1 protein-coding gene is annotated in these 25,122 nt (G+C 37.0%); it reads left to right on the top strand.

Going from position 1 to position 25,122, the window contains the following annotated elements; all coding sequences use genetic code 11:
* Positions 1–24 precede the first annotated feature (24 nt).
* Positions 25–25,122 (top strand): T9SS type B sorting domain-containing protein, encoded by a 25,098-nt coding sequence (locus ABNT65_RS06265; RefSeq protein ID WP_348747453.1) that lies wholly within the window; start codon positions 25–27, stop codon positions 25,120–25,122.

Below are 25,122 nucleotides of genomic sequence, written 5' to 3'. Positions count from 1 at the left end.
GACATAAACTTTTCCCCTTATCCCATGAAAAAAGTAATAGTAATATTTATCGCGTTATTTTGGTTTAGCGCTGGCGTCTTTTCGCAAGAAATAAAAGATGGTAAAAATGTAAAAGCAAGGAAACCATTAAAAGAGAGTGTAATAAAAAGTAGACCAGATAGAAACTTTGGACAGAGGTTATCAGCTGGAGGTATAAATATTAGAGGTAATATGACATTTATTGCCAACAATATTTTAAACCGTGAGGTACCTCAAACCTATAGAAGAAGTAGAGGTTGGAATTGGGCTCAAGATGATTGTGGTAATTGGTATCGATTATATACGTATACGCCTACTGGTACTTCATATAGTGCTAATGACAGTCATCCTGATGCAGATTTATATTACTTTGAAGGGACAGATGGTTGTAATGAAGATATTTATAGACGTTTGAATACTACTCAAAATGGTAGGATAAATATGCAATATGTAGATATTGATGATGTAGATGGTATTTCGGGGAATGGTACCACTTTTTCATCAAGTAAATCTACTTTAGCGTTGCCTACTTGTTCAAGAGTTAGAAATGCATTTTTATATTGGGCAGGAGTATATGAGTATGAGACATGGGAAAATCAAGAAACTAGGTCAGGTAATGTAAATGAAATTAAATTTAGATTGCCAGGTGGTAATTATAGTGATATTACAGCAGATGATGTATTTGATAATAATGATGATGGGGCTTATTATTGCTTTAAAGACGTTACCACTATGGTACAAGGGTTAAGTGACCCAAATGGAGAGTATTATGTTGGAAATGTAAGAGCTACTACTGGAGATACGCTTAGCAACGGTTTAGGTGGTGCCGGAGGTTGGACATTATTAATAATTTATGAGAATGAGAACCAATCAAGTAAAAACATTTCGGTTTTTGATGGTTTTGTAACTGTAGATGGGAGTAATGATGTAGATGTAAATTATAGTGGGTTTACAACAATACCAACAGGTCCTGTAAGAGCAGAGTTTATAGTTGGTACTTTAGAGGGAGATGCTTTTATTACTGGAGATCAGTTTCAAATAGAAGACAATACAAATACTTATGTAGATTTATCGAACACAGTTAATCCTGACGATAACTTTTTTAATGGTAGTATTTCAAGATATGACGCTCATACTACGACAAGAAGCCCAGCAAGTACAAACACCCTTGGTTTTGATGTAGATTTATTTAGAATTGATAATCCAAGCAATAGTGTTATAGGAAATAATGCGAATTCAGCAGATGCTAGATTTACTACAAGTGGAGATGTGTACTGGCCATTTTTAAATGCCATGTCAGTTGAAATTATAGAACCTAAACTTCGATTAGTTAAAACAATAGATGATGGGGCTGGTGGAGATTTGTCTGGAGTGCCAGTTACACTTGGAAGTGAGCTTTGGTACAATGTAAGTTTTCAAAATGTAGGTACAGATAACGCTTTAAATACTGAGTTAGTTGATATTTTACCTAAAAATGTAGATTTAATTGAAGCGGATTTAATTTTACCAGCAGGAATTACGGCTGCAGACTATACTTACGAGCCACCTTCTGCAGCAAATAGCTTTAGAGGTGTACTGCGAATTAATGTGCCAGATAGTATGGTGCAAGAAGGAGGAGCACAATATGATATTCGCTTTAAAGTTCAGGTAGTGGCTACCTGTGCCGATTTAAGAGATGTTTGTTCAAACGTAGTAGAAAATCAGGCTTTTGCAAATTATGATAGTGATAGAGGTGGTACACCAAGGGTAATTAATGAGCCTAGTTTTGCAGGAATTGACGCGTGTAACTTTGGTATAGTAGGTACTTCAAACTTTTTAGTTGATGCAAGTGGATGTAGTAATGAAAGGGATGAAGTACTTTGTGGAAATAGTGTAATATTAACGGCTGGTGCTGGTTTTGATACTTATACATGGACAGATGCTTCTGGTACAGTTATAGGTAATACACAAAGTATAACAGTAACATCTACAGGAACATATACTGTAAATAAAATAGCTCCAGTAGGTTGTATAGATGCTACGGAAGTTATAAATGTAATTCCTTTTAATACAGATCCTAATCCGTTAATACCTTATGCTGATCAAATGCTTACTTGTCCTAATGATGGTTCTGATTTAGCTGAGATTTATTTATGTGGAGTAGGTAGTTCAAGAACTATTAATTTACCATTAGATTCATCTAATGGAACAACGGTAAGATGGTTTAAATTAGACGAAACTTCATGCCCTGATGAAACTACTGTGGGTTGTGCTAATTTAGATACGAGTTGTACATGGAATGAAATAGGAACAGAATTTAATAGAACTTTTGATGAGCCAGGAGAATATAGAGTAGAAATTTTATATAGTGGAAGGTGCCCAAGAACATTTTATTTTAATGTTTTTAGAGCTACTTTAAACCCGGATATTATTAAAGAAGATTTAATTTGTGGTAATAGTGCACAAATTACAATAAACAATGTGCCAGCAGGTTATCAGTATAGTTTAACTGGACCAAATGGATTTTTTGTTGATTTTCAAGATTCAAATACATTTACAGTAACAGAGCAAGGAGATTATAACTTAGAGATTCGAGTTAATAATCCTTCAGCAGCATCGTGTACATATACATTCCCTCCAATAAATATTTTAAGTAGAGATATTGATGTAGATTTAATTCCTACACATATGCTGTGTAATGGTGATAGAGGAGAGGTGCGTATACAAGTAAATAATGTACCAGGACAATATACCTATACGTTAATGCAAGGAACTACTACAGTTGGAACTCAGGGGCCGGTTAATAGTAATGATGTTACTTTTGAAGTTACTGCTGGTGGAACTTACGAGGTTACAGTAACGACTGCTGATTGTTCAATTACTGAGTCTGTAGTGGTAAATCAAGCACCAGAGTTAACTTTAACAGCAGTTAAAACTAAAGATATTACTTGTGAAAATGGTTCATCGCCAGGGATAATTACCCTAACAGCTACTGGAGGAACCTTAGATACTGTAGCTGGAGATGTGTATACATACGCTGTGTGGACGGATAGAGGTACAGATTTGTATACTACGGTTTCAGATATTCCATCATCAGCATTTTTTACATCAAATACTTATAATGTAACAAATGGTAATGATGGTACTTATAGGTTTGTGGTAGTTGATACAAACGGATGTTTCACAATTTCCAATCCAATAGATATTATTGAAGAACCTGAATTAAGTTTTTCACATACATCTACCAATATTTCATGTAACTCAGGAGCAGATGGTTCAATAAATGTGACTATCAATGGTAGTAACCAAGGGTATTTAGTGGAGTATAGTATTGATGGAGGTACAAATTGGAATACTACAGGAAACTTTACAAACTTAGCAGCTAATACATATACAGTTGATATAAGAGCATCAAAATCAACACATCAGTGTACATATCAGATACCAAATATAGATATAACAATACCTTCAGCGTTAAGTACAACAGCTAACTTAACACAGGATTATACTTGTACAACAACAGGAGAAATTACATTTGAAGTAGCAACTGGAGGTACAGCTCCTTATACATATGGTATAGATGGAGTGTATTCAACTGATAGAGTTAAAACTGGGTTAACGGAAGGGAATTATACTTTAACAGTACAAGATGCAAACGGGTGTATTGCAGCGGTAGGAGATATTACCATAGATCCATTAGTTGTTTTACCAGCGTTTTCTTATAATGTAGATTATAATTGTGATGGAAGCGGTAATGCTACCATTACACCGACGGATGCAAGTTATACATATACATTAAATGGAACATCACAATCATCTAATGTTTTTAACGGGTTGTCAGTTGGAGATCATGTAGTTACAATAAGTGCTCCACGTGCTTGTCCTAGAGACATAACGATTAGTATATTAGATAATCAAGGATTAACAGGTTCAATAGTAGGTAGTACAGATGGAGTGTGTAACGGTGCGAATAATGGTACTATTACGATAGAAGCAGCTAATTTTTCAGGGAGTTCTTATGAATATTCAACAGATGGAGGTTCAAGTTGGTCTACAGCTATAGATAATCCTTACAGAATTGTAGGTTTAGGAAGTGGTACTTTTAATATATTGATAAGAGATGATGTTGGAGGAACAACGTGTCAAGTAGATTTAGGGTCTGTTACTTTAGATGAACCTACTCCATTGGTTTTAAATACTTCAATAACGGAGCCAGCAAGTTGTTCTGGTACAACTACTGGAGCTACAATAACAGCAGTTGCATCTGGAGGTACACCTCCATACACCTATAGTATTGATGGTACTAATTGGCAAAGTTCAGGTGTTTTTACAGATGTTGCACCAGGAAGTTATACAGTATTAGTAAGAGATATAAGAAACTGTGATGAATGTGGTTGTACAGCTGATCCTTTTGTAAACGGAGGTTTTGAGCAACCAGGAGGTTTTACAGGATTCAGGCAATTACCTGAAAATGAAATCCCAGGATGGGATACCACAGCTACAGACAATAGAATTGAAATTTGGAGAAGTGGGTTTTTAGGAGTAACGCCATCTGAAGGACAATACTTTGCAGAATTGAATGCTACTCAGGTATCAACATTATATCAAGAATATTGTACAAGACCTGGAGATGTAATTACTTGGTCATTAGACCACAGAGGACGTTCTGGTACAGACGTAGCAGTAGTTAAATTTGGAGGAGATTTGGCAACAGCAGCAATACAAGAAACAATGTCGGACGGAACAAGTGGTTGGGGATCTTACTCTGGAACTTATATTGTTCCTGCTGGTCAATCAACAACGATAATTGCTTTTGAAGCTGTTTCCGCTGCAGGAGGTAATTCAGTAGGGAATTTTATTGATAACGTAAATATTGTAATTACCCAATCATGTACACCTGCTTCAATTACAATTGATCCACCTGTTACGGTATTACACACAGCTACGGAGACGAATTGTTATGATGGTAGTAACGGACAAATAGCTGTTACAGCAACACAAGGAGCTGGCGATTATGTATTTAGAATTGATGGAGGTCCATGGGTTACACCAACACCAGCAACATCAACTACACATACTTTTACTGGCTTAACACCAGCTACATATACCATAGAAGTTCAAGATGGATTAGGTTGTATATCAGCTCCTTCAACACATACTATTAATGATCAATTAGATGCATCTTTAGTTGTAAGGAATATAACATGTACTCCAGGTCAAGTTGATATAACAGCTACAGGTGGAGACGGAAATTATGTATATCAAATAGTACCTACAGGAGCAACATTTACTAATACTTCTACCTCAAGTAGTTTAGCGGTTTTAACTCCTGGAGTTTATGATGTATATGTAAGAGACAATGGAGGGAATGCTGGATATTGTGAGTATATACAAACAATTACTGTCGAAGAAACATTAAACCCAATTTTAGGAAATGCAGTAATAAACCAACCAAATTGTTCAGGAGATCAAGGAAGTTTTAGTGTAAATATCACTGAAGGATTAGCACCTTTTACAGTGACAGTAACTGGCGCAACAAGTGGAGCAATTACAGCAAACTCAAGTACCACTAATACAAGAGAGTATACGAATTTAGCAGAAGATACCTATACGGTAACGATTGTAGATGCAAATGGCTGTCCAGGAAATACATTAACAATAAATATTGTTGCACCAAATCCATTAGCAGGAAGTGCAACTCAAACAGAAGCATATACTTGTTTACAAGAAGGACAGATTACCTTTACAGCAGCTACAGGAGGAACAAGCCCTTATAGCTATGGAGTTAATGGAAGTTACTCAAGTAACTTAGTATACAATAACTTAACTGATGGTACTTATGTATTAACAGTAAGAGATGCCAATGGGTGTGAGATAAGTTTACCAAATATTGTAATTGATCCATTACCAGCCGAACCAAGCTTTACATTTGGAGTCACTTATAATTGTGATGGAACAGGAAATGTTTCAGTTACACCAGTAGATGCGAGTTATACCTATACATTAGGAGCAACTACAAATAACACAGGAGTCTTTAATGACTTAGCAGTGGGAGATCATACAGTAACTGTTGATTATGGAAGTGATTGTACTGTTGATGTTGTAGTTACTGTTGATGCAGGCCAACAATTTATTGCAGCAGTAAATAATATAGTTGACGCTACTTGTAATGGAGGTAGTGATGGTGGTTTAACGATTCAAGCAGGTAACTTTTTTACAAGTTTTGATTATTTAATAGATGATGGAAGTGGTGGAACATGGACTACGGTAACTGGAGTTACTTCTACAGTAATCAATACATTATCAGCGGGAACATACACTGTTCAAGTAAGGCCTAATGCGAGTTCATTACCTGCTTGTACACTTTCGTTTGGACCATTTACAGTTGGTGAACCAGCAGCCGTAGTAGCTAGTGGGACAATAACAAAAGAGGTAACCTGTAACCCAGCAACAGGAGCAACAATAGATCCAAGTGCCACAGGAGGAAATGCACCTTATGAATTTGAGTTAGACGGAAATGGAACTTTCCAAACAGGTTCATTTACAGATGTAGCCGCTGGTGTTCATACTATAATAGCAAGAGACGTTAATGGCTGTTTATCAGCAGTATTTAGTATAACGGTTGATCCAACTACAGACCCAACGCATAGTGTAGTTGTGACAGATTGTTACAATGGAAGTAATGGTCAAATAGTAGTTACAGCATCAGGAGGATCAGGTACAGGATATACCTATACTATAGATAATGGAGGTACTTGGGCACCTTCAGGAACTTTTACAGGCTTAGTGCCAGGAGTAACGTATGAAGTTCAAGTAAGAGATTCAAAAGGTTGTGTGTCATCATTAAGTACTCATACTATTAATGACCAAATCGGAGCAACGGTTGTTACAAATAGAATAGATTGTAATGGCGGAAGTATTGTAGTAACAGGAACAGGAGGAGACGGTAGTTATGAATATTCTGTGGTACCATCAGGAAATGGAACGGCTTATCAAACAAGCGGAACATTTACCTTTAATCCAGGGGATGCAGGTTCATACGATATTAGTGTTCGTGATGGATTAGGTTGTGTTTATACAGAGACAGTAACTTTAGAAGAGACCTTAAATCCAGTTTTAGCCAATACAGTAAATCAACCAAATTGTTCAGGAGAAACAGGCGATTTTAACATAAATATCACAGAAGGATTAGCTCCATATACTGTAACTGTAACAGGAGCAACAAGTGGAGCAGTTACAGCAAATTCAAGTACTACTAATACAAGAGAGTACACGAATTTAGCAGAAGATACTTATACGGTAACGATTGTAGATGCTAATGGCTGTTCAGGAAATACATTAACAATAACCATAGTTGCCCCAAATCCATTAGCAGCAAGTGCGAGTCAAACACAAGATTATACATGTTTACAAGAAGGACAGATTACCTTTATAGCAGCTACAGGAGGAACAAGCCCTTATAGCTACGGAGTTAATGGAAGTTACTCAAGTAATTTAGTATACAATAACTTAACTGATGGTACTTATGTATTAACAGTAAGAGATGCCAATGGATGTGAGATAAGTTTACCAAATATTGTAATTAATCCATTACCAGCCGAACCAAGCTTTACATTTGGAGTTACTTATAATTGTGATGGAACAGGAAATGTTTCAGTTACACCAGTAGATGCGAGTTATACCTATACATTAGGAGCAACTACAAATAACACAGGAGTCTTTAATGACTTAGCGGTGGGAGACCATACAGTGACTGTTGATTATGGAAGTGATTGTACTGTTGATGTTGTAGTTACAGTTGATGCCGGTCAAGAGTTTATGGGTACAGTAAGTAACTTAGTAAATGCTACTTGTAATGGCGGAAGTGATGGAGGATTAACCATAACAGCGAGTAACTTTACAGGAAGTTTTGATTACTTAATAGATGATGGAAGTGGTGGAACTTGGACTACAGCCACAAGTAGCCCAGTTATAGTAAACACATTATCAGCAGGAACCTATACAGTTCAAATTCGTCCAGATGCAAGTTCATTAGCAGCATGTACATTAAATTTAGGAAGTCATACAATAACAGAGCCAGCAGCCGTAGTAGCTAGCGGGACAATAACAAAAGAGGTAACCTGTAATCCAGCAACAGGAGCAACAATAGATCCAAGTGCTACAGGCGGAAATGCACCTTATGAATTTGAGTTAGACGGAAGTGGAACTTTCCAAACAGGTTCATTTACAGATGTAGCCGCTGGTGTTCATACTATAATAGCAAGAGACGTTAATGGCTGTTTATCAGCAGCATTTAGTATAACGGTTGACCCAACTACAGACCCAACGCATAGTGTAGTTGTAACAGATTGTTACAATGGAAGTAATGGCCAAATAGTAGTTACAGCATCCGGAGGATCAGGTACAGGATATACCTATACTATAGATAATGGAGGTACTTGGGCACCTTCAGGAACTTTTACAGGCTTAGTGCCAGGAGTAACGTATGAAGTTCAAGTAAGAGATTCAAAAGGTTGTGTGTCATCATTAAGTACTCATACTATTAATGACCAAATCGGAGCAACGGTTGTTACAAATAGAATAGATTGTAATGGCGGAAGTATTGTAGTAACAGGAACAGGAGGAGACGGTAGTTATGAATATTCTGTGGTACCATCAGGAAATGGAACGGCTTATCAAACAAGCGGAACATTTACCTTTAATCCAGGGGATGCAGGCTCATACGATATCAGTGTTCGTGATGGATTAGGTTGTGTTTATACAGAGACAGTAACTTTAGAAGAGACCTTAAATCCAGTTTTAGCCAATACAGTAAACCAACCAAATTGTTCAGGAGAAACAGGCGATTTTAACATAAATATCACAGAAGGATTAGCTCCATATACTGTAACTGTAACAGGAGCAACAAGTGGAGCAGTTACAGCAAATTCAAGTACTACTAATACAAGAGAGTACACGAATTTAGCAGAAGATACTTATACGGTAACGATTGTAGATGCTAATGGCTGTTCAGGAAATACATTAACAATAACCATAGTTGCCCCAAATCCATTAGCAGCAAGTGCGAGTCAAACACAAGATTATACATGTTTACAAGAAGGACAGATTACCTTTATAGCAGCTACAGGAGGAACAAGCCCTTATAGCTACGGAGTTAATGGAAGTTACTCAAGTAATTTAGTATACAATAACTTAACTGATGGTACTTATGTATTAACAGTAAGAGATGCCAATGGATGTGAGATAAGTTTACCAAATATTGTAATTAATCCATTACCAGCCGAACCAAGCTTTACATTTGGAGTTACTTATAATTGTGATGGAACAGGAAATGTTTCAGTTACACCAGTAGATGCGAGTTATACCTATACATTAGGAGCAACTACAAATAACACAGGAATCTTTAATGACTTAGCGGTGGGAGACCATACAGTGACTGTTGATTATGGAAGTGATTGTACTGTTGATGTTGTAGTTACAGTTGATGCCGGTCAAGAGTTTATGGGTACAGTAAGTAACTTAGTAAATGCTACTTGTAATGGCGGAAGTGATGGAGGATTAACCATAACAGCGAGTAACTTTACAGGAAGTTTTGATTACTTAATAGATGATGGAAGTGGTGGAACTTGGACTACAGCCACAAGTAGCCCAGTTATAGTAAACACATTATCAGCAGGAACCTATACAGTTCAAATTCGTCCAGATGCAAGTTCATTAGCAGCATGTACATTAAATTTAGGAAGTCATACAATAACAGAGCCAGCAGCCGTAGTAGCTAGCGGGACAATAACAAAAGAGGTAACCTGTAATCCAGCAACCGGAGCAACAATAGACCCAAGTGCTACAGGCGGAAATGCACCTTATGAATTTGAGTTAGACGGAAGTGGAACTTTCCAAACAGGTTCATTTACAGATGTAGCCGCTGGTGTTCATACTATAATAGCAAGAGACGTTAATGGCTGTTTATCAGCAGCATTTAGTATAACGGTTGACCCAACTACAGACCCAACGCATAGTGTAGTTGTAACAGATTGTTACAATGGAAGTAATGGTCAAATAGTAGTTACAGCATCCGGAGGATCAGGTACAGGATATACCTATACTATAGATAATGGAGGTACTTGGGCACCTTCAGGAACTTTTACAGGCTTAGTGCCAGGAGTAACGTATGAAGTTCAAGTAAGAGATTCAAAAGGTTGTGTGTCATCATTAAGTACTCATACTATTAATGACCAAATCGGAGCAACGGTTGTTACAAATAGAATAGATTGTAATGGCGGAAGTATTGTAGTAACAGGAACAGGAGGAGACGGTAGTTATGAATATTCTGTGGTACCATCAGGAAATGGAACGGCTTATCAAACAAGCGGAACATTTACCTTTAATCCAGGGGATGCAGGCTCATACGATATCAGTGTTCGTGATGGATTAGGTTGTGTTTATACAGAGACAGTAACTTTAGAAGAGACCTTAAATCCAGTTTTAGCCAATACAGTAAACCAACCAAATTGTTCAGGAGAAACAGGCGATTTTAACATAAATATCACAGAAGGATTAGCTCCATATACTGTAACTGTAACAGGAGCAACAAGTGGAGCAGTTACAGCAAATTCAAGTACTACTAATACAAGAGAGTACACGAATTTAGCAGAAGATACTTATACGGTAACGATTGTAGATGCTAATGGCTGTTCAGGAAATACATTAACAATAACCATAGTTGCCCCAAATCCATTAGCAGCAAGTGCGAGTCAAACACAAGATTATACATGTTTACAAGAAGGACAGATTACCTTTATAGCAGCTACAGGAGGAACAAGCCCTTATAGCTACGGAGTTAATGGAAGTTACTCAAGTAATTTAGTATACAATAACTTAACTGATGGTACTTATGTATTAACAGTAAGAGATGCCAATGGATGTGAGATAAGTTTACCAAATATTGTAATTAATCCATTACCAGCCGAACCAAGCTTTACATTTGGAGTTACTTATAATTGTGATGGAACAGGAAATGTTTCAGTTACACCAGTAGATGCGAGTTATACCTATACATTAGGAGCAACTACAAATAACACAGGAGTCTTTAATGACTTAGCGGTGGGAGACCATACAGTGACTGTTGATTATGGAAGTGATTGTACTGTTGATGTTGTAGTTACAGTTGATGCCGGTCAAGAGTTTATGGGTACAGTAAGTAACTTAGTAAATGCTACTTGTAATGGCGGAAGTGATGGAGGATTAACCATAACAGCGAGTAACTTTACAGGAAGTTTTGATTACTTAATAGATGATGGAAGTGGTGGAACTTGGACTACAGCCACAAGTAGCCCAGTTATAGTAAACACATTATCAGCAGGAACCTATACAGTTCAAATTCGTCCAGATGCAAGTTCATTAGCAGCATGTACATTAAATTTAGGAAGTCATACAATAACAGAGCCAGCAGCCGTAGTAGCTAGCGGGACAATAACAAAAGAGGTAACCTGTAACCCAGCAACAGGAGCAACAATAGATCCAAGTGCCACAGGAGGAACAGCTCCGTATACTTATAGTTTAGATGGAGGTGCATTCCAAAATGGACCATTTACAGATGTAGCAGCAGGTAGTCATAACATTGTGGCGCAAGACACTAACGGATGTTTGTCGGTAGCATTCAATATAACAGTAAATGCACCAACTACACCAACGTTTACGGCAACACCAACAGCTTGTTTTGATGGAACGAATGGGCAAATAGTTGTAACAGCAGCATCAGGTGATGGGAATTATCAATTTATTTTAAATGGAGGAGCTCCTCAAACACCAGGAACAGCTACACATACATTTACAGGTTTAGGAGCAGGTACTTATACTATAGATATTACCGACGGAAAAGGATGTACAGCTGTACAACAATCAGTAACAATTAATGATGAGTTAACTGCAGATATTGATATCATAGATGCGAATTGTAACGATGGTATTATAACAATTGCAGGAATAGGAGGTGATGGTAATTATGTATATGCTGCAGTTACTACAGGTAATCCTGTTACAGCTGGTGATTTTGGAGCGAGTCCAATAACTAGAGCGGCAGGAACTTATGATGTTTATGTAAGAGATAATAATGGAGCAGGAGTTTTAGGAACTGATTTCTGTGAGTATTCACAAACAGTAACTGTAAATCAAATTACAGCTGTAAATATTGTATTAACCACTGCACAACCTATATGTAATGGTGATACAGGTACTATTGATGTAGCCATATCTAATGGATTACAACCACATGATTTAACATTAACTGGTCCAGTAAATCAAACTGTAAATGATTATGTTGGAGCAAATTATAGTTTTACTAATTTACCAGCGGGAACTTACTCGGTAACTATTACAGACGATAGTGGATGTCCGTTTACACCTGCAGATGTTACGTTAACAGATCCTATAGCATTAGTAATTGATATTCAAGATGTACCACCACCAGATTGTGATGCTGTAGATATTACTCAAACAGGATTTAATTTTATAAATATTAATCCAGCTGATTATCTACCGTTAATATTACAACATAGTGTGGATAATGGGGCTACTTGGACAGATTTCACAGATGATAATGGACAAGTGAGAGGGTACGCACCAGGAACAATTCTTAATCCTGTAATTAGATTATCTGATAGCACAGGAGGTGTTGGAAATACTATTTGTTTGTTAAGTCACGGACAATACATGGTGCCATTTAATGTTGAAGGTTTAATTGTAGATGTTCAAGTTGGAGGTGATTGTGTTGCAGGATATTCTATTACAGTAAGAGCAATTGGAGGTCAAGGTCCTTTTGAATTTTCGAATAGTACATCTACGGGTCCATGGTTTCCAGCAATCCAAGGAGGACCAGTAGACTTGGATCCAACAAACCCAAACTCTGATTTTAGAACACATATTTTTACAAATATAATTCCAGGAGTAAATTATCAGTTTTATGTAAGAGATACTTTTGATGGTTGTATTGAGTTAAATAATACACCATTGGTATATCCACCATCAGATTTTGATGTTGATATTACAGGTACTGCAACTTCGTTATCATGTAGTGGAGTAGCTAGCGATGGAGAAATAGGTTTCACGATAACCGATACAGATGGAGTTTTAGCTGGGAATACAATTAATTGGGAGTTATTTGATGGTAATACAAATGCATCATTAACAACTCCAGTAACAGGAACAATTCCGTCAACAACTACATATCCACATAATTTATCAGTAACAGGTTTAGAGCCAGGTTTATATTACATTGTATTAACTTCAGGAAGTGGTGCTACTGCATGTGATTGGGGTAGTGGAGATATTGAAATACAAGAAGCGTTACCAGTTACTGGTAACTTAACTAAACTAAGTGATATAACATGTTCAAACCCTGGAACTATTAGAGTCGATAATTTAACAGGAGGACTGGCACCATATTCTTACACTGTAACAACAACAAATACAACATCTGGAACAGCTACAATTAGTGGAAATACAATTTCAGTTCCTTATGCTGACTTAGTGGATGTTACTTTATCTGTTGATGTTACTGTAAATGTGTCTGATAGCAATGGTAATGCTTGTACCTTGATTTTAGGGCCAGAAACATTGAGTGTAAGTCAAGCACCTGTATTGGAAGTAGCAGATGTAACTACAGATACATGTGGAGCTGATAAAAGTATTATCATTACAACAAGTAATGGAGGACAAGCTATAGGAGGTACGGCACCTTATCAATATTCAATTGATGGAGGGACAACTTATAGTAGCCCTACCGCTAGTATAACACATACTGAGAGCGGCCTTTCACCAGGGAACTATAATGTTATTATAAGAGATGCAAACGGATGTATAAGTGCTACAGTTCCTGTAACAATTTATGAAGAGTTAGATTTTAATTTAGCTATACAACAAAATCTAAATTGTGTTCCAGGAGAGTCTTTAATTAGAATAAATATTAATTCTGGTGTAAACTTAGGAACAACAGGGAACTATTCATATACAATTAATGGTGTAGCTCCAACAGCAGATCCTGCAACTACAGTTGGTACTATTACAGGAACAGATACATTCACTGATCATACTGTTACAGCAAGTGGTACTTATGAAGTAGTCGTTACTGATGTAACTTCAGGGTGTAATATAACAAGGCAGATAACAGTTGAACCTGCTATTACACCTGTATTTACAGCAAGTGCTATAGATAATGGTAATTGTTCAGGAAGTAATGAAGGAGTCATCGAAATGGTTCAGACTGACAATGGCATTTTACCATTAAGTTATGAGATCAATGGAACCTTGACAGCAGGAGGAACCTATAATGCGACAACAACGACAAGTCAGTTTACAGGATTAGCACCAGGAGATTATATAGTAACAGCAACTGGAGCAAATGGATGTACAACAGATTCAGCAACGATCACGATCAATGAATTAGCACCAGTTACGTTTACATCAGCACCAGTAGTAACCGAGTTTGGCTGTACCACAGGAAATGTAACAGATAATGCAGTAGTAACTGTAGATCCAGCTAATATATCAGGTGGAAGTTCAAGTTATGTACGTGCAGTATTTGTATATAACAACGGTACACCGGGAGATGCAACAGATGATATCACTCAAGATAGTTCCAACTTTGCTTTTTCAACATCAAATGTATTAGGAGGAGAAGTAGCAATCACAGTTTATGATAGTGAAGGATGTTTTGAAACTACTACGGCAACTATTTTACCATTTAATGCAATTAGTGCCCCAGTAGTAGCGGTAGATAAAGCCATCGACTGTGCAACAGGAGAAGATATCACAGTAAGCTATACATCAACAAGTGCATTAACAGCTAACTTTACGATCACAGGCGCAACTGTAGGAGCTTTACCAGGTAATACTACAGGTGTCTTTACAGGATTAGCTACAGATGTTTATACTATTGGAATAACTAACCCAACAACAGGTTGTACAATAGAGGTAACACATCAAGTATTAGATGCACCAGATTATAACTTAACAGTATCAGGAGTTTCTAACACAAGTTGTTTAGGCGCGAATGATGGTTCGTTTACCTTTGATTTCAGTAGTACTACCCCATACGGAGGAAGTTATAGTTATCAAGTATTTAATACCAATGGAACAGCAGTAACAACAGATGATACAGTAGTGAGTACTGTTCCGGTACCAGGAGTAAGCGGAGCTACTACAGTAACAGGATTAGCAGCCGGGACTTATTATGCTACATTAAGTATGATAGCAACACCATTCTGTCCAGTAACTACCGCAGAAGTCACTATAGAAGATCCAACATCAGCATTGAATGCTACTTTAGCACCAACGGCAATAAGTTGTGCAGGAGATTCAAATGGAGTAATAACAGTAACCGCAACAGGAGGTTGGGGAAGCTATGAGTACGAGTTAGAAGATTCAAGTACAACAATTGTAACTGCTTACAATAATAATAATGAGTTTACAGGTTTACCAGCTGATACTTATACAGTTCGTGTACGCGATGCTAATGGATGTATCTTTACAGATACTATCACCTTAATAGATCCAACACCAGTAACGTTTACTTTGGCAGAGTTAGATAACTCATGTGATACTAGTGTAGGAGGTGAGATAACAGTAACAGCAGTAGGAGGAACAGGTACTTACACCTATACATTATTAAACGGAGCAACAACAGTTGCTACACAGAGTAGTAATGTCTTTAGTAATTTACCAGCAGGTACTTATACAGTAAATGTAATCGATAGTAATAGCTGTACAGGAACAACAACCGATTCACCAGTAACTATAAGTGAAGATTTAGACTTTAGTTTAACGATTACTAAGTTGTTAGACTGTTCAGTAAGTACAGATGCTGTAGTAGAGTTATCTATTTTATCAGGATCAGGAAGCTACGAATATGAAGTATTAAATAGTGCTTCAGGAACCGTAGTAACAAGAGCTACTACTGGAGGAACTACTTTAAATATCTCATTAGGATCAGCCGATACGTATACTGTAAATGTTTACGATATGTCAGCTACACCAGTTTGTTCAGTAACAAGAACGATAGAGATTTTACCAGAAGTAGAACCCGTATTTACAGCAAGTGCTATAGATAATGGTAATTGTTCAGGAAGTAATGAAGGAGTCATCGAAATGGTTCAGACTGACAATGGCATTTTACCATTAAGTTATGAGATCAATGGAACCTTGACAGCAGGAGGAACCTATAATGCGACAACAACGACAAGTCAGTTTACAGGATTAGCACCAGGAGATTATATAGTAACAGCAACTGGAGCAAATGGTTGTACAACAGATTCGGGAACGATCACGATCAATGAATTAGCACCAGTTACGTTTACCTCAGCACCAGTAGTAACCGAGTTTGGCTGTACTACAGGGAATGTAACAGATAATGCAGTAGTAACTGTAGATCCAGCTAATATATCAGGTGGAAGTTCAAGTTATGTACGTGTAGTATTTGTATATAACAACGGTACACCGGGAGATGCGACAGATGATATCACTCAAGATAGTTCCAACTTTGCTTTTTCAACATCAAATGTATTAGGAGGAGAAGTAGCAATCACAGTTTATGATAGTGAAGGATGTTTTGAAACTACTACGGCAACTATTTTACCATTTAATGCAATTAGTGCCCCAGTAGTAGCGGTAGATAAAGCCATCGACTGTGCAACAGGAGAAGATATCACAGTAAGCTATACATCAACAAGTGCATTAACAGCTAACTTTACGATCACAGGCGCAACTGTAGGAGCTTTACCAGGTAATACTACAGGTGTCTTTACAGGATTAGCTACAGATGTTTATACTATTGGAATAACTAACCCAACAACAGGTTGTACAATAGAGGTAACACATCAAGTATTAGATGCACCAGATTATAACTTAACAGTATCAGGAGTTTCTAACACAAGTTGTTTAGGCGCGAATGATGGTTCGTTTACCTTTGATTTCAGTAGTACTACCCCATACGGAGGAAGTTATAGTTATCAAGTATTTAATACCAATGGAACAGCAGTAACAACAGATGATACAGTAGTGAGTACTGTTCCGGTACCAGGAGTAAGCGGAGCTACTACAGTAACAGGATTAGCAGCCGGGACTTATTATGCTACATTAAGTATGATAGCAACACCATTCTGTCCAGTAACTACCGCAGAAGTCACTATAGAAGATCCAACATCAGCATTGAATGCTACTTTAGCACCAACGGCAATAAGTTGTGCAGGAGATTCAAATGGAGTAATAACAGTAACCGCAACAGGAGGTTGGGGAAGCTATGAGTACGAGTTAGAAGATTCAAGTACAACAATTGTAACTGCTTACAATAATAATAATGAGTTTACAGGTTTACCAGCTGATACTTATACAGTTCGTGTACGCGATGCTAATGGATGTATCTTTACAGATACTATCACCTTAATAGATCCAACACCAGTAACGTTTACTTTGGCAGAGTTAGATAACTCATGTGATACTAGTGTAGGAGGTGAGATAACAGTAACAGCAGTAGGAGGAACAGGTACTTATACCTATACATTATTAAACGGAGCAACAACAGTTGCTACACAGAGTAGTAATGTCTTTAGTAATTTACCAGCAGGTACTTATACAGTAAATGTAATCGATAGTAATAGCTGTACAGGAACAACAACCGATTCACCAGTAACTATAAGTGAAGATTTAGACTTTAGTTTAACGATCACTAAGTTGTTAGACTGTTCAGTAAGTACAGATGCTGTAGTAGAGTTATCTATTTTATCAGGATCAGGAAGCTACGAATATGAAGTATTAAATAGTGCTTCAGGAACCGTAGTAACAAGAGCTACTACTGGAGGAACTACTTTAAATATCTCATTAGGATCAGCCGATACGTATACTGTAAATGTTTACGATATGTCAGCTACACCAGTTTGTTCAGTAACAAGAACGATAGAGATTTTACCAGAAGTAGAACCCGTATTTACAGCAAGTGCTATAGATAATGGTAATTGTTCAGGAAGTAATGAAGGAGTCATCGAAATGGTTCAGACTGACAATGGCATTTTACCATTAAGTTATGAGATCAATGGAACCTTGACAGCAGGAGGAACCTATAATGCGACAACAACGACAAGTCAGTTTACAGGATTAGCACCAGGAGATTATATAGTAACAGCAACTGGAGCAAATGGATGTACAACAGATTCAGCAACGATCACGATCAATGAATTAGCACCAGTTACGTTTACATCAGCACCAGTAGTAACCGAGTTTGGCTGTACTACAGGAAATGTAACAGATAATGCAGTAGTAACTGTAGATCCAGCTAATATATCAGGTGGAAGTTCAAGTTATGTACGTGCAGTATTTGTATATAACAACGGTACACCGGGAGATGCAACAGATGATATCACTCAAGATAGTTCCAACTTTGCTTTTTCAACATCAAATGTATTAGGAGGAGAAGTAACTATCACAGTTTATGATAGTGAAGGATGTTTTGAAACTACTACGGCAACTATTTTACCATTTAATGCAATTAGTGCCCCAGTAGTAGCGGTAGATAAAGCCATCGACTGTGCAACAGGAGAAGATATCACAGTAAGCTATACATCAACAAGTGCATTAACAGCTAACTTTACGATCACAGGCGCAACTGTAGGAGCTTTACCAGGTAATACTACAGGTGTCTTTACAGGATTAGCTACGGATGTTTATACTATTGGAATAACTAACCCAACAACAGGTTGTACAATAGAGGTAACACATCAAGTATTAGATGCACCAGATTATAACTTAACAGTATCAGGAGTTTCTAACACAAGTTGTTTAGGCGCGAATGATGGTTCGTTTACCTTTGATTTCAGTAGTACTACCCCATACGGAGGAAGTTATAGTTATCAAGTATTTAATACCAATGGAACAGCAGTAACAACAGATGATACAGTAGTGAGTACTGTTCCGGTACCAGGAGTAAGCGGAGCTACTACAGTAACAGGATTAGCAGCCGGGACTTATTATGCTACATTAAGTATGATAGCAACACCATTCTGTCCAGTAACTACCGCAGAAGTCACTATAGAAGATCCAACATCAGCATTGAATGCTACTTTAGCACCAACGGCAATAAGTTGTGCAGGAGATTCAAATGGAGTAATAACAGTAACCGCAACAGGAGGTTGGGGAAGCTATGAGTACGAGTTAGAAGATTCAAGTACAACAATTGTAACTGCTTACAATAATAATAATGAGTTTACAGGTTTACCAGCTGATACTTATACAGTTCGTGTACGCGATGCTAATGGATGTATCTTTACAGATACTATCACCTTAATAGATCCAACACCAGTAACGTTTACTTTGGCAGAGTTAGATAACTCATGTGATACTAGTGTAGGAGGTGAGATAACAGTAACAGCAGTAGGAGGAACAGGTACTTACACCTATACATTATTAAACGGAGCAACAACAGTTGCTACACAGAGTAGTAATGTCTTTAGTAATTTACCAGCAGGTACTTATACAGTAAATGTAATCGATAGTAATAGCTGTACAGGAACAACAACCGATTCACCAGTAACTATAAGTGAAGATTTAGACTTTAGTTTAACGATCACTAAGTTGTTAGACTGTTCAGTAAGTACAGATGCTGTAGTAGAGTTATCTATTTTATCAGGATCAGGAAGCTACGAATATGAAGTATTAAATAGTGCTTCAGGAACCGTAGTAACAAGAGCTACTACTGGAGGAACTACTTTAAATATCTCATTAGGATCAGCCGATACGTATACTGTAAATGTTTACGATATGTCAGCTACACCAGTTTGTTCAGTAACAAGAACGATAGAGATTTTACCAGAAGTAGAACCCGTATTTACAGCAAGTGCTATAGATAATGGTAATTGTTCAGGAAGTAATGAAGGAGTCATCGAAATGGTTCAGACTGACAATGGCATTTTACCATTAAGTTATGAGATCAATGGAACCTTGACAGCAGGAGGAACCTATAATGCGACAACAACGACAAGTCAGTTTACAGGATTAGCACCAGGAGATTATATAGTAACAGCAACTGGAGCAAATGGATGTACAACAGATTCAGCAACGATCACGATCAATGAATTAGCACCAGTTACGTTTACATCAGCACCAGTAGTAACCGAGTTTGGCTGTACTACAGGAAATGTAACAGATAATGCAGTAGTAACTGTAGATCCAGCTAATATATCAGGTGGAAGTTCAAGTTATGTACGTGTAGTATTTGTATATAACAACGGTACACCGGGAGATGCGACAGATGATATCACTCAAGATAGTTCCAACTTTGCTTTTTCAACATCAAATGTATTAGGAGGAGAAGTAACTATCACAGTTTATGATAGTGAAGGATGTTTTGAAACTACTACGGCAACTATTTTACCATTTAATGCAATTAGTGCCCCAGTAGTAGCGGTAGATAAAGCCATCGACTGTGCAACAGGAGAAGATATCACAGTAAGCTATACATCAACAAGTGCATTAACAGCTAACTTTACGATCACAGGCGCAACTGTAGGAGCTTTACCAGGTAATACTACAGGTGTCTTTACAGGATTAGCTACGGATGTTTATACTATTGGAATTACTAACCCAACAACAGGTTGTACAATAGAGGTAACACATCAAGTATTAGATGCACCAGATTATAACTTAACAGTATCAGGAGTTTCTAACACAAGTTGTTTAGGCGCGAATGATGGTTCGTTTACCTTTGATTTCAGTAGTACTACCCCATATGGAGGAACTTATGATTACGCAGTATTCTTATCAGGAGGAACAGCAACAGGAATCACAGGAACAGGAGTAAGCGGAGCTACTACAGTAACAGGATTAGCAGCGGGGACTTATTATGCAACCTTAACAATGATAGCAAGTCCATTCTGTCCAGTAACTACCGCAGAAGTCACTATAGAAGATCCAACATCAGCATTAAGTGCTACTTTAGCACCAACGGCAATAAGTTGTGCAGGAGATTCAAATGGAGTAATAACAGTAACCGCAACAGGAGGTTGGGGAAGCTATGAGTACGAGTTAGAAGATTCAAGTACAACAATTGTAACTGCTTACAATAATAATAATGAGTTTACAGGTTTACCAGCTGATACGTATACAGTTCGTGTACGCGATGCTAATGGATGTATCTTTACAGATACTATTACCTTAATAGATCCAACACCAGTAACGTTTACTTTGTCAGAGTTAGATAACTCATGTGATACTAGTGTAGGAGGCGAGATAACAGTAACAGCAGTAGGAGGAACAGGTACTTATACCTATACATTATTAAACGGAGCAACAACAGTTGCTACACAGAGTAGTAATGTCTTTAGTAATTTACCAGCAGGTACTTATACAGTAAATGTAATCGATAGTAATAGCTGTACAGGAACAACAACCGATTCACCAGTAACTATAAGTGAAGATTTAGACTTTAGTTTAACGATCACTAAGTTGTTAGACTGTTCAGTAAGTACAGATGCTGTAGTAGAGTTATCTATTTTATCAGGATCAGGAAGCTACGAATATGAAGTATTGAATAGTGCTTCAGGAACCGTAGTAACAAGAGCTACTACTGGAGGAACTACTTTAAATATCTCATTAGGATCAGCCGATACGTATACTGTAAATGTTTACGATATGTCAGCTACACCAATTTGTTCAGTAACAAGAACGATAGAGATTTTACCAGAAGTAGAACCTGTATTTACAGCAAGTGCTATAGATAATGGTAATTGTTCAGGAAGTAATGAAGGAGTCATCGAAATGGTTCAGACTGACAATGGTATTTTACCATTAAGTTATGAGATCAATGGAACATTAACAGCAGGAGGAACCTATAATGCGACAACAACGACAAGTCAGTTTACAGGATTAGCACCAGGAGATTATATAGTAACAGCAACGGGAGCTAATGGATGTACAACAGATTCGGCAACGATCACGATCAATGAATTAGCACCAGTTACGTTTACCTCAGCACCAGTAGTAACCGAGTTTGGCTGTACTACAGGGAATGTAACAGATAATGCAGTAGTAACTGTAGATCCAGCTAATATATCAGGTGGAAGTTCAAGTTATGTACGTGCAGTATTTGTATATAACAACGGTACTCCAGGAGATGCGACAGATGACATTACTCAGGACAGTTCAAACTTTGTATTTACAGTAACAAATGAAATTGGAGGAGAAGTAGCAATCACAGTTTATGATAGTGAAGGTTGTTCAGTAACTACAACAGCTACTATTGCACCATTTAATCCAATAACAGATAGTAATATTATTGTCAATAAAGCCATTGACTGTAGAGCTTTACCAATAGGAGGTGAAGAGATAACAGTAAGTTTTACTTCAGCAAGTCCAATTGCAAATGCTGAATTTACAATAACAGGTGCTAATGCAGGTACTACGGGGTATACAACTCCAACTCAAGTTGGTACAACAGCAACATTTGTAGGAATGCCTATTGATGTGTATACCATTGAAATATTGAATCCTGTAACAGGATGTATTTTAACTACTACTCATGAGGTAGGAGCATTATCAGATTACTTTATAGACATTAACAGTGTTGATAATGTACAATGTTTTGGAGACTCCACAGGTTCGGTAACTTTTGGTTTTAGTAGTAGTACTCCATATACAGGTGTTTACGATTATGAAGTTTTCCAGTCAAGTGGAACAACAACAGGTATCACAGGTAATTCAGTAACAGGAGCAACAACTGTTAGTAATGCTTTAGCTGCTGGAGATTATTATGTAGTGGTTACGATGACAGATGCACCATTCTGTCCAGTAACTTCACCAACATTTACAATAGAAAACCCAAGTTCAGCATTGAGTTTAACAGAAACAGTTTCATTAATAAGTTGTATCAGCCCAAGTTCTGGAGAAGTTATTTTAGAAGCTACTGGAGGTTGGAATGGTTATGAGTATGAATTAATAAATACAACAACAGGTATTACTTTACAAAGCTTTGATCCTAATAATATAATAATAGGATTAGATGCAGGTACTTATTCTGCAACAGTTAGAGATTTGAATGGTTGTACTGAAACTATAACATTTGATTTAGCCAATCCTGCACCAATTACTGGAGGATACAATATTGTAACTAATGTATGTAATGGAGAGCAAAATGCAACAATAACAGTTGTCAATGTGTTGGGAGGACAAGGAACCCCACCATCTTATACATATAGGTTGACATATCCTGATGGTACAGTATCAGCTAATCAAGTAAGTAATGTTTTTGATAATTTAACTGAAGGAGATTATGTAATTACTATTTATGATGAGTTTTCATGTGAGAGTGCTCCAATAAATGTAAGAATAGATGACCCTACAAATGTTGTTGCTTCAGCAACTATTGTAAGTCCAATTACATGTAGTAGACCAGAAGCTGTAGTAGAGGTAACTGGCCAAGGAGGAACAGGAACTTATGAATATAGTACAGATGGAATTAATTTTGTTAGTTCAAATATCTTTAATGTAGATGCAGGAAGACACCAGTTCTATGTAAGAGATGCTAATGGGTGTATTTCTGATCCATATACATTAGTGACTGTTGATGAATATGAAGCCTTAGTATCAAGCTTAAACGTTGAAGTAGGTTTAGTAACTTGTAATGGTGATAGTAATGGAGTTTTATCAGCTACTGTTGCTGGAGGCTTTGGAAATTATGAGTACGAATTATTAGGAACAGTAAATAGACCAAGACAAACATCTAATATGTTCTCTAACTTACCAGTAGGAAGTTATAGAATTAGGGTATATAGTACAAATACAAATGGTGATGTTTGTGATGTGGAAACACAACCGTATTCTATAACAGAACCAGATGCATTGCAGTTAAGTGAAACGCATACTAATATTAGTTGCTTTGGAGGTAATGATGGTACAATAACTATTGGAGCTACAGGTGGTAACCTGGGAGGATATGAGTATAATATTAATCCAGGTTTTGATCCAAGTAAGTTTGTAACAACTAATACATTTGAGAACTTAGGTCCTGGAGTGTATACAATAACTGTAAAGGATAAAGTTGGATGTATTGATACTATTGAAGTTGAAATTTTAACACCAACAGAAATTACTTTAACAGCACCAGTTGTTACAGAACAAATTTGTATTACTGACCCTACACCAACAGTTACATTTGAAGCTACTGGAGGTAGTGTAGCTGGAGTAACTTCTACTTATATTGTAAGCGTTAACGGTATAGACTTACCAGGAGTTTATAATGAAGGAATAATAACTATAGGAGCTCCACATATCCAAGCAGATAGTAGATATGGTATATCTGTAAGAAATAGCAATACTAATTGTACGCCTGTTACGTTACCATTAATAGAAACAAGAAAACCAATAGATTTACAAATGCAAGTGAATTTAGAGTACACTTGTCCTATTGGAAATGTAATTACGGCAGGAGTGCAAGATGAATATAAAAATGCTGTTGTATATACACTATTAGACAATGGCGTTGAAGTAGATTCGAATGATACAGGAGTATTTACGAATGTATCACCAAGCAATAACTATACAATTAATGTAGAACATGCAGTTGATGGTTGTCCTGTTACTATAAATGCACCAGATGTGCAAGATATACAAGAGCTTCAGTTAGCAATTGATGATACGCAGAAGAACTTGTTAATAGCTGATGGTAACTTTGGATTGGCTCCTTATGAGTATAGTTTTGATGATGGAGATTTCAGTTCAGATAATCAATTGACAATTTTAGAAACAAGAGATTATAAAGTAACCGTTAGAGATGCGAGAGGATGTGAAGTAGAACTGATTGTTGAAGGAGTATACATAACTATTGAAGTTCCTAACTTATTTACACCAGATGGAAATGGAGACAATGATTATTGGTATCCATTAGAGGTGGAAGATTATCATGATATTAGAGTATTTATTTATGATAGATATGCTCGTTTGATAACTAAATTTACAGGAACACATCAAGGTTGGGATGGTACTTATGAAGGAAGAAACTTACCATCGGGTGATTATTGGTATACCATTTATTATAAGGAATTATCAGGTCAAGAGAGAAAAATTATGGGTCACTTTACATTATATAGATAA

It is taken from the genome of Tenacibaculum sp. 190524A02b (genome assembly GCF_964036645.1).
Taxonomy (GTDB): Bacteria; Bacteroidota; Bacteroidia; order Flavobacteriales; family Flavobacteriaceae; genus Polaribacter; species Polaribacter vairaonense.
This window is presented reverse-complemented; position numbering and strand designations above follow the sequence as displayed.

Coding starts and splice junctions, on each gene's coding strand:
- ABNT65_RS06265 (WP_348747453.1), top strand. CDS start 25: ATGAAAAAAGTAATAGTAATATTTATCGCGTTATTTTGGTTTAGCGCT.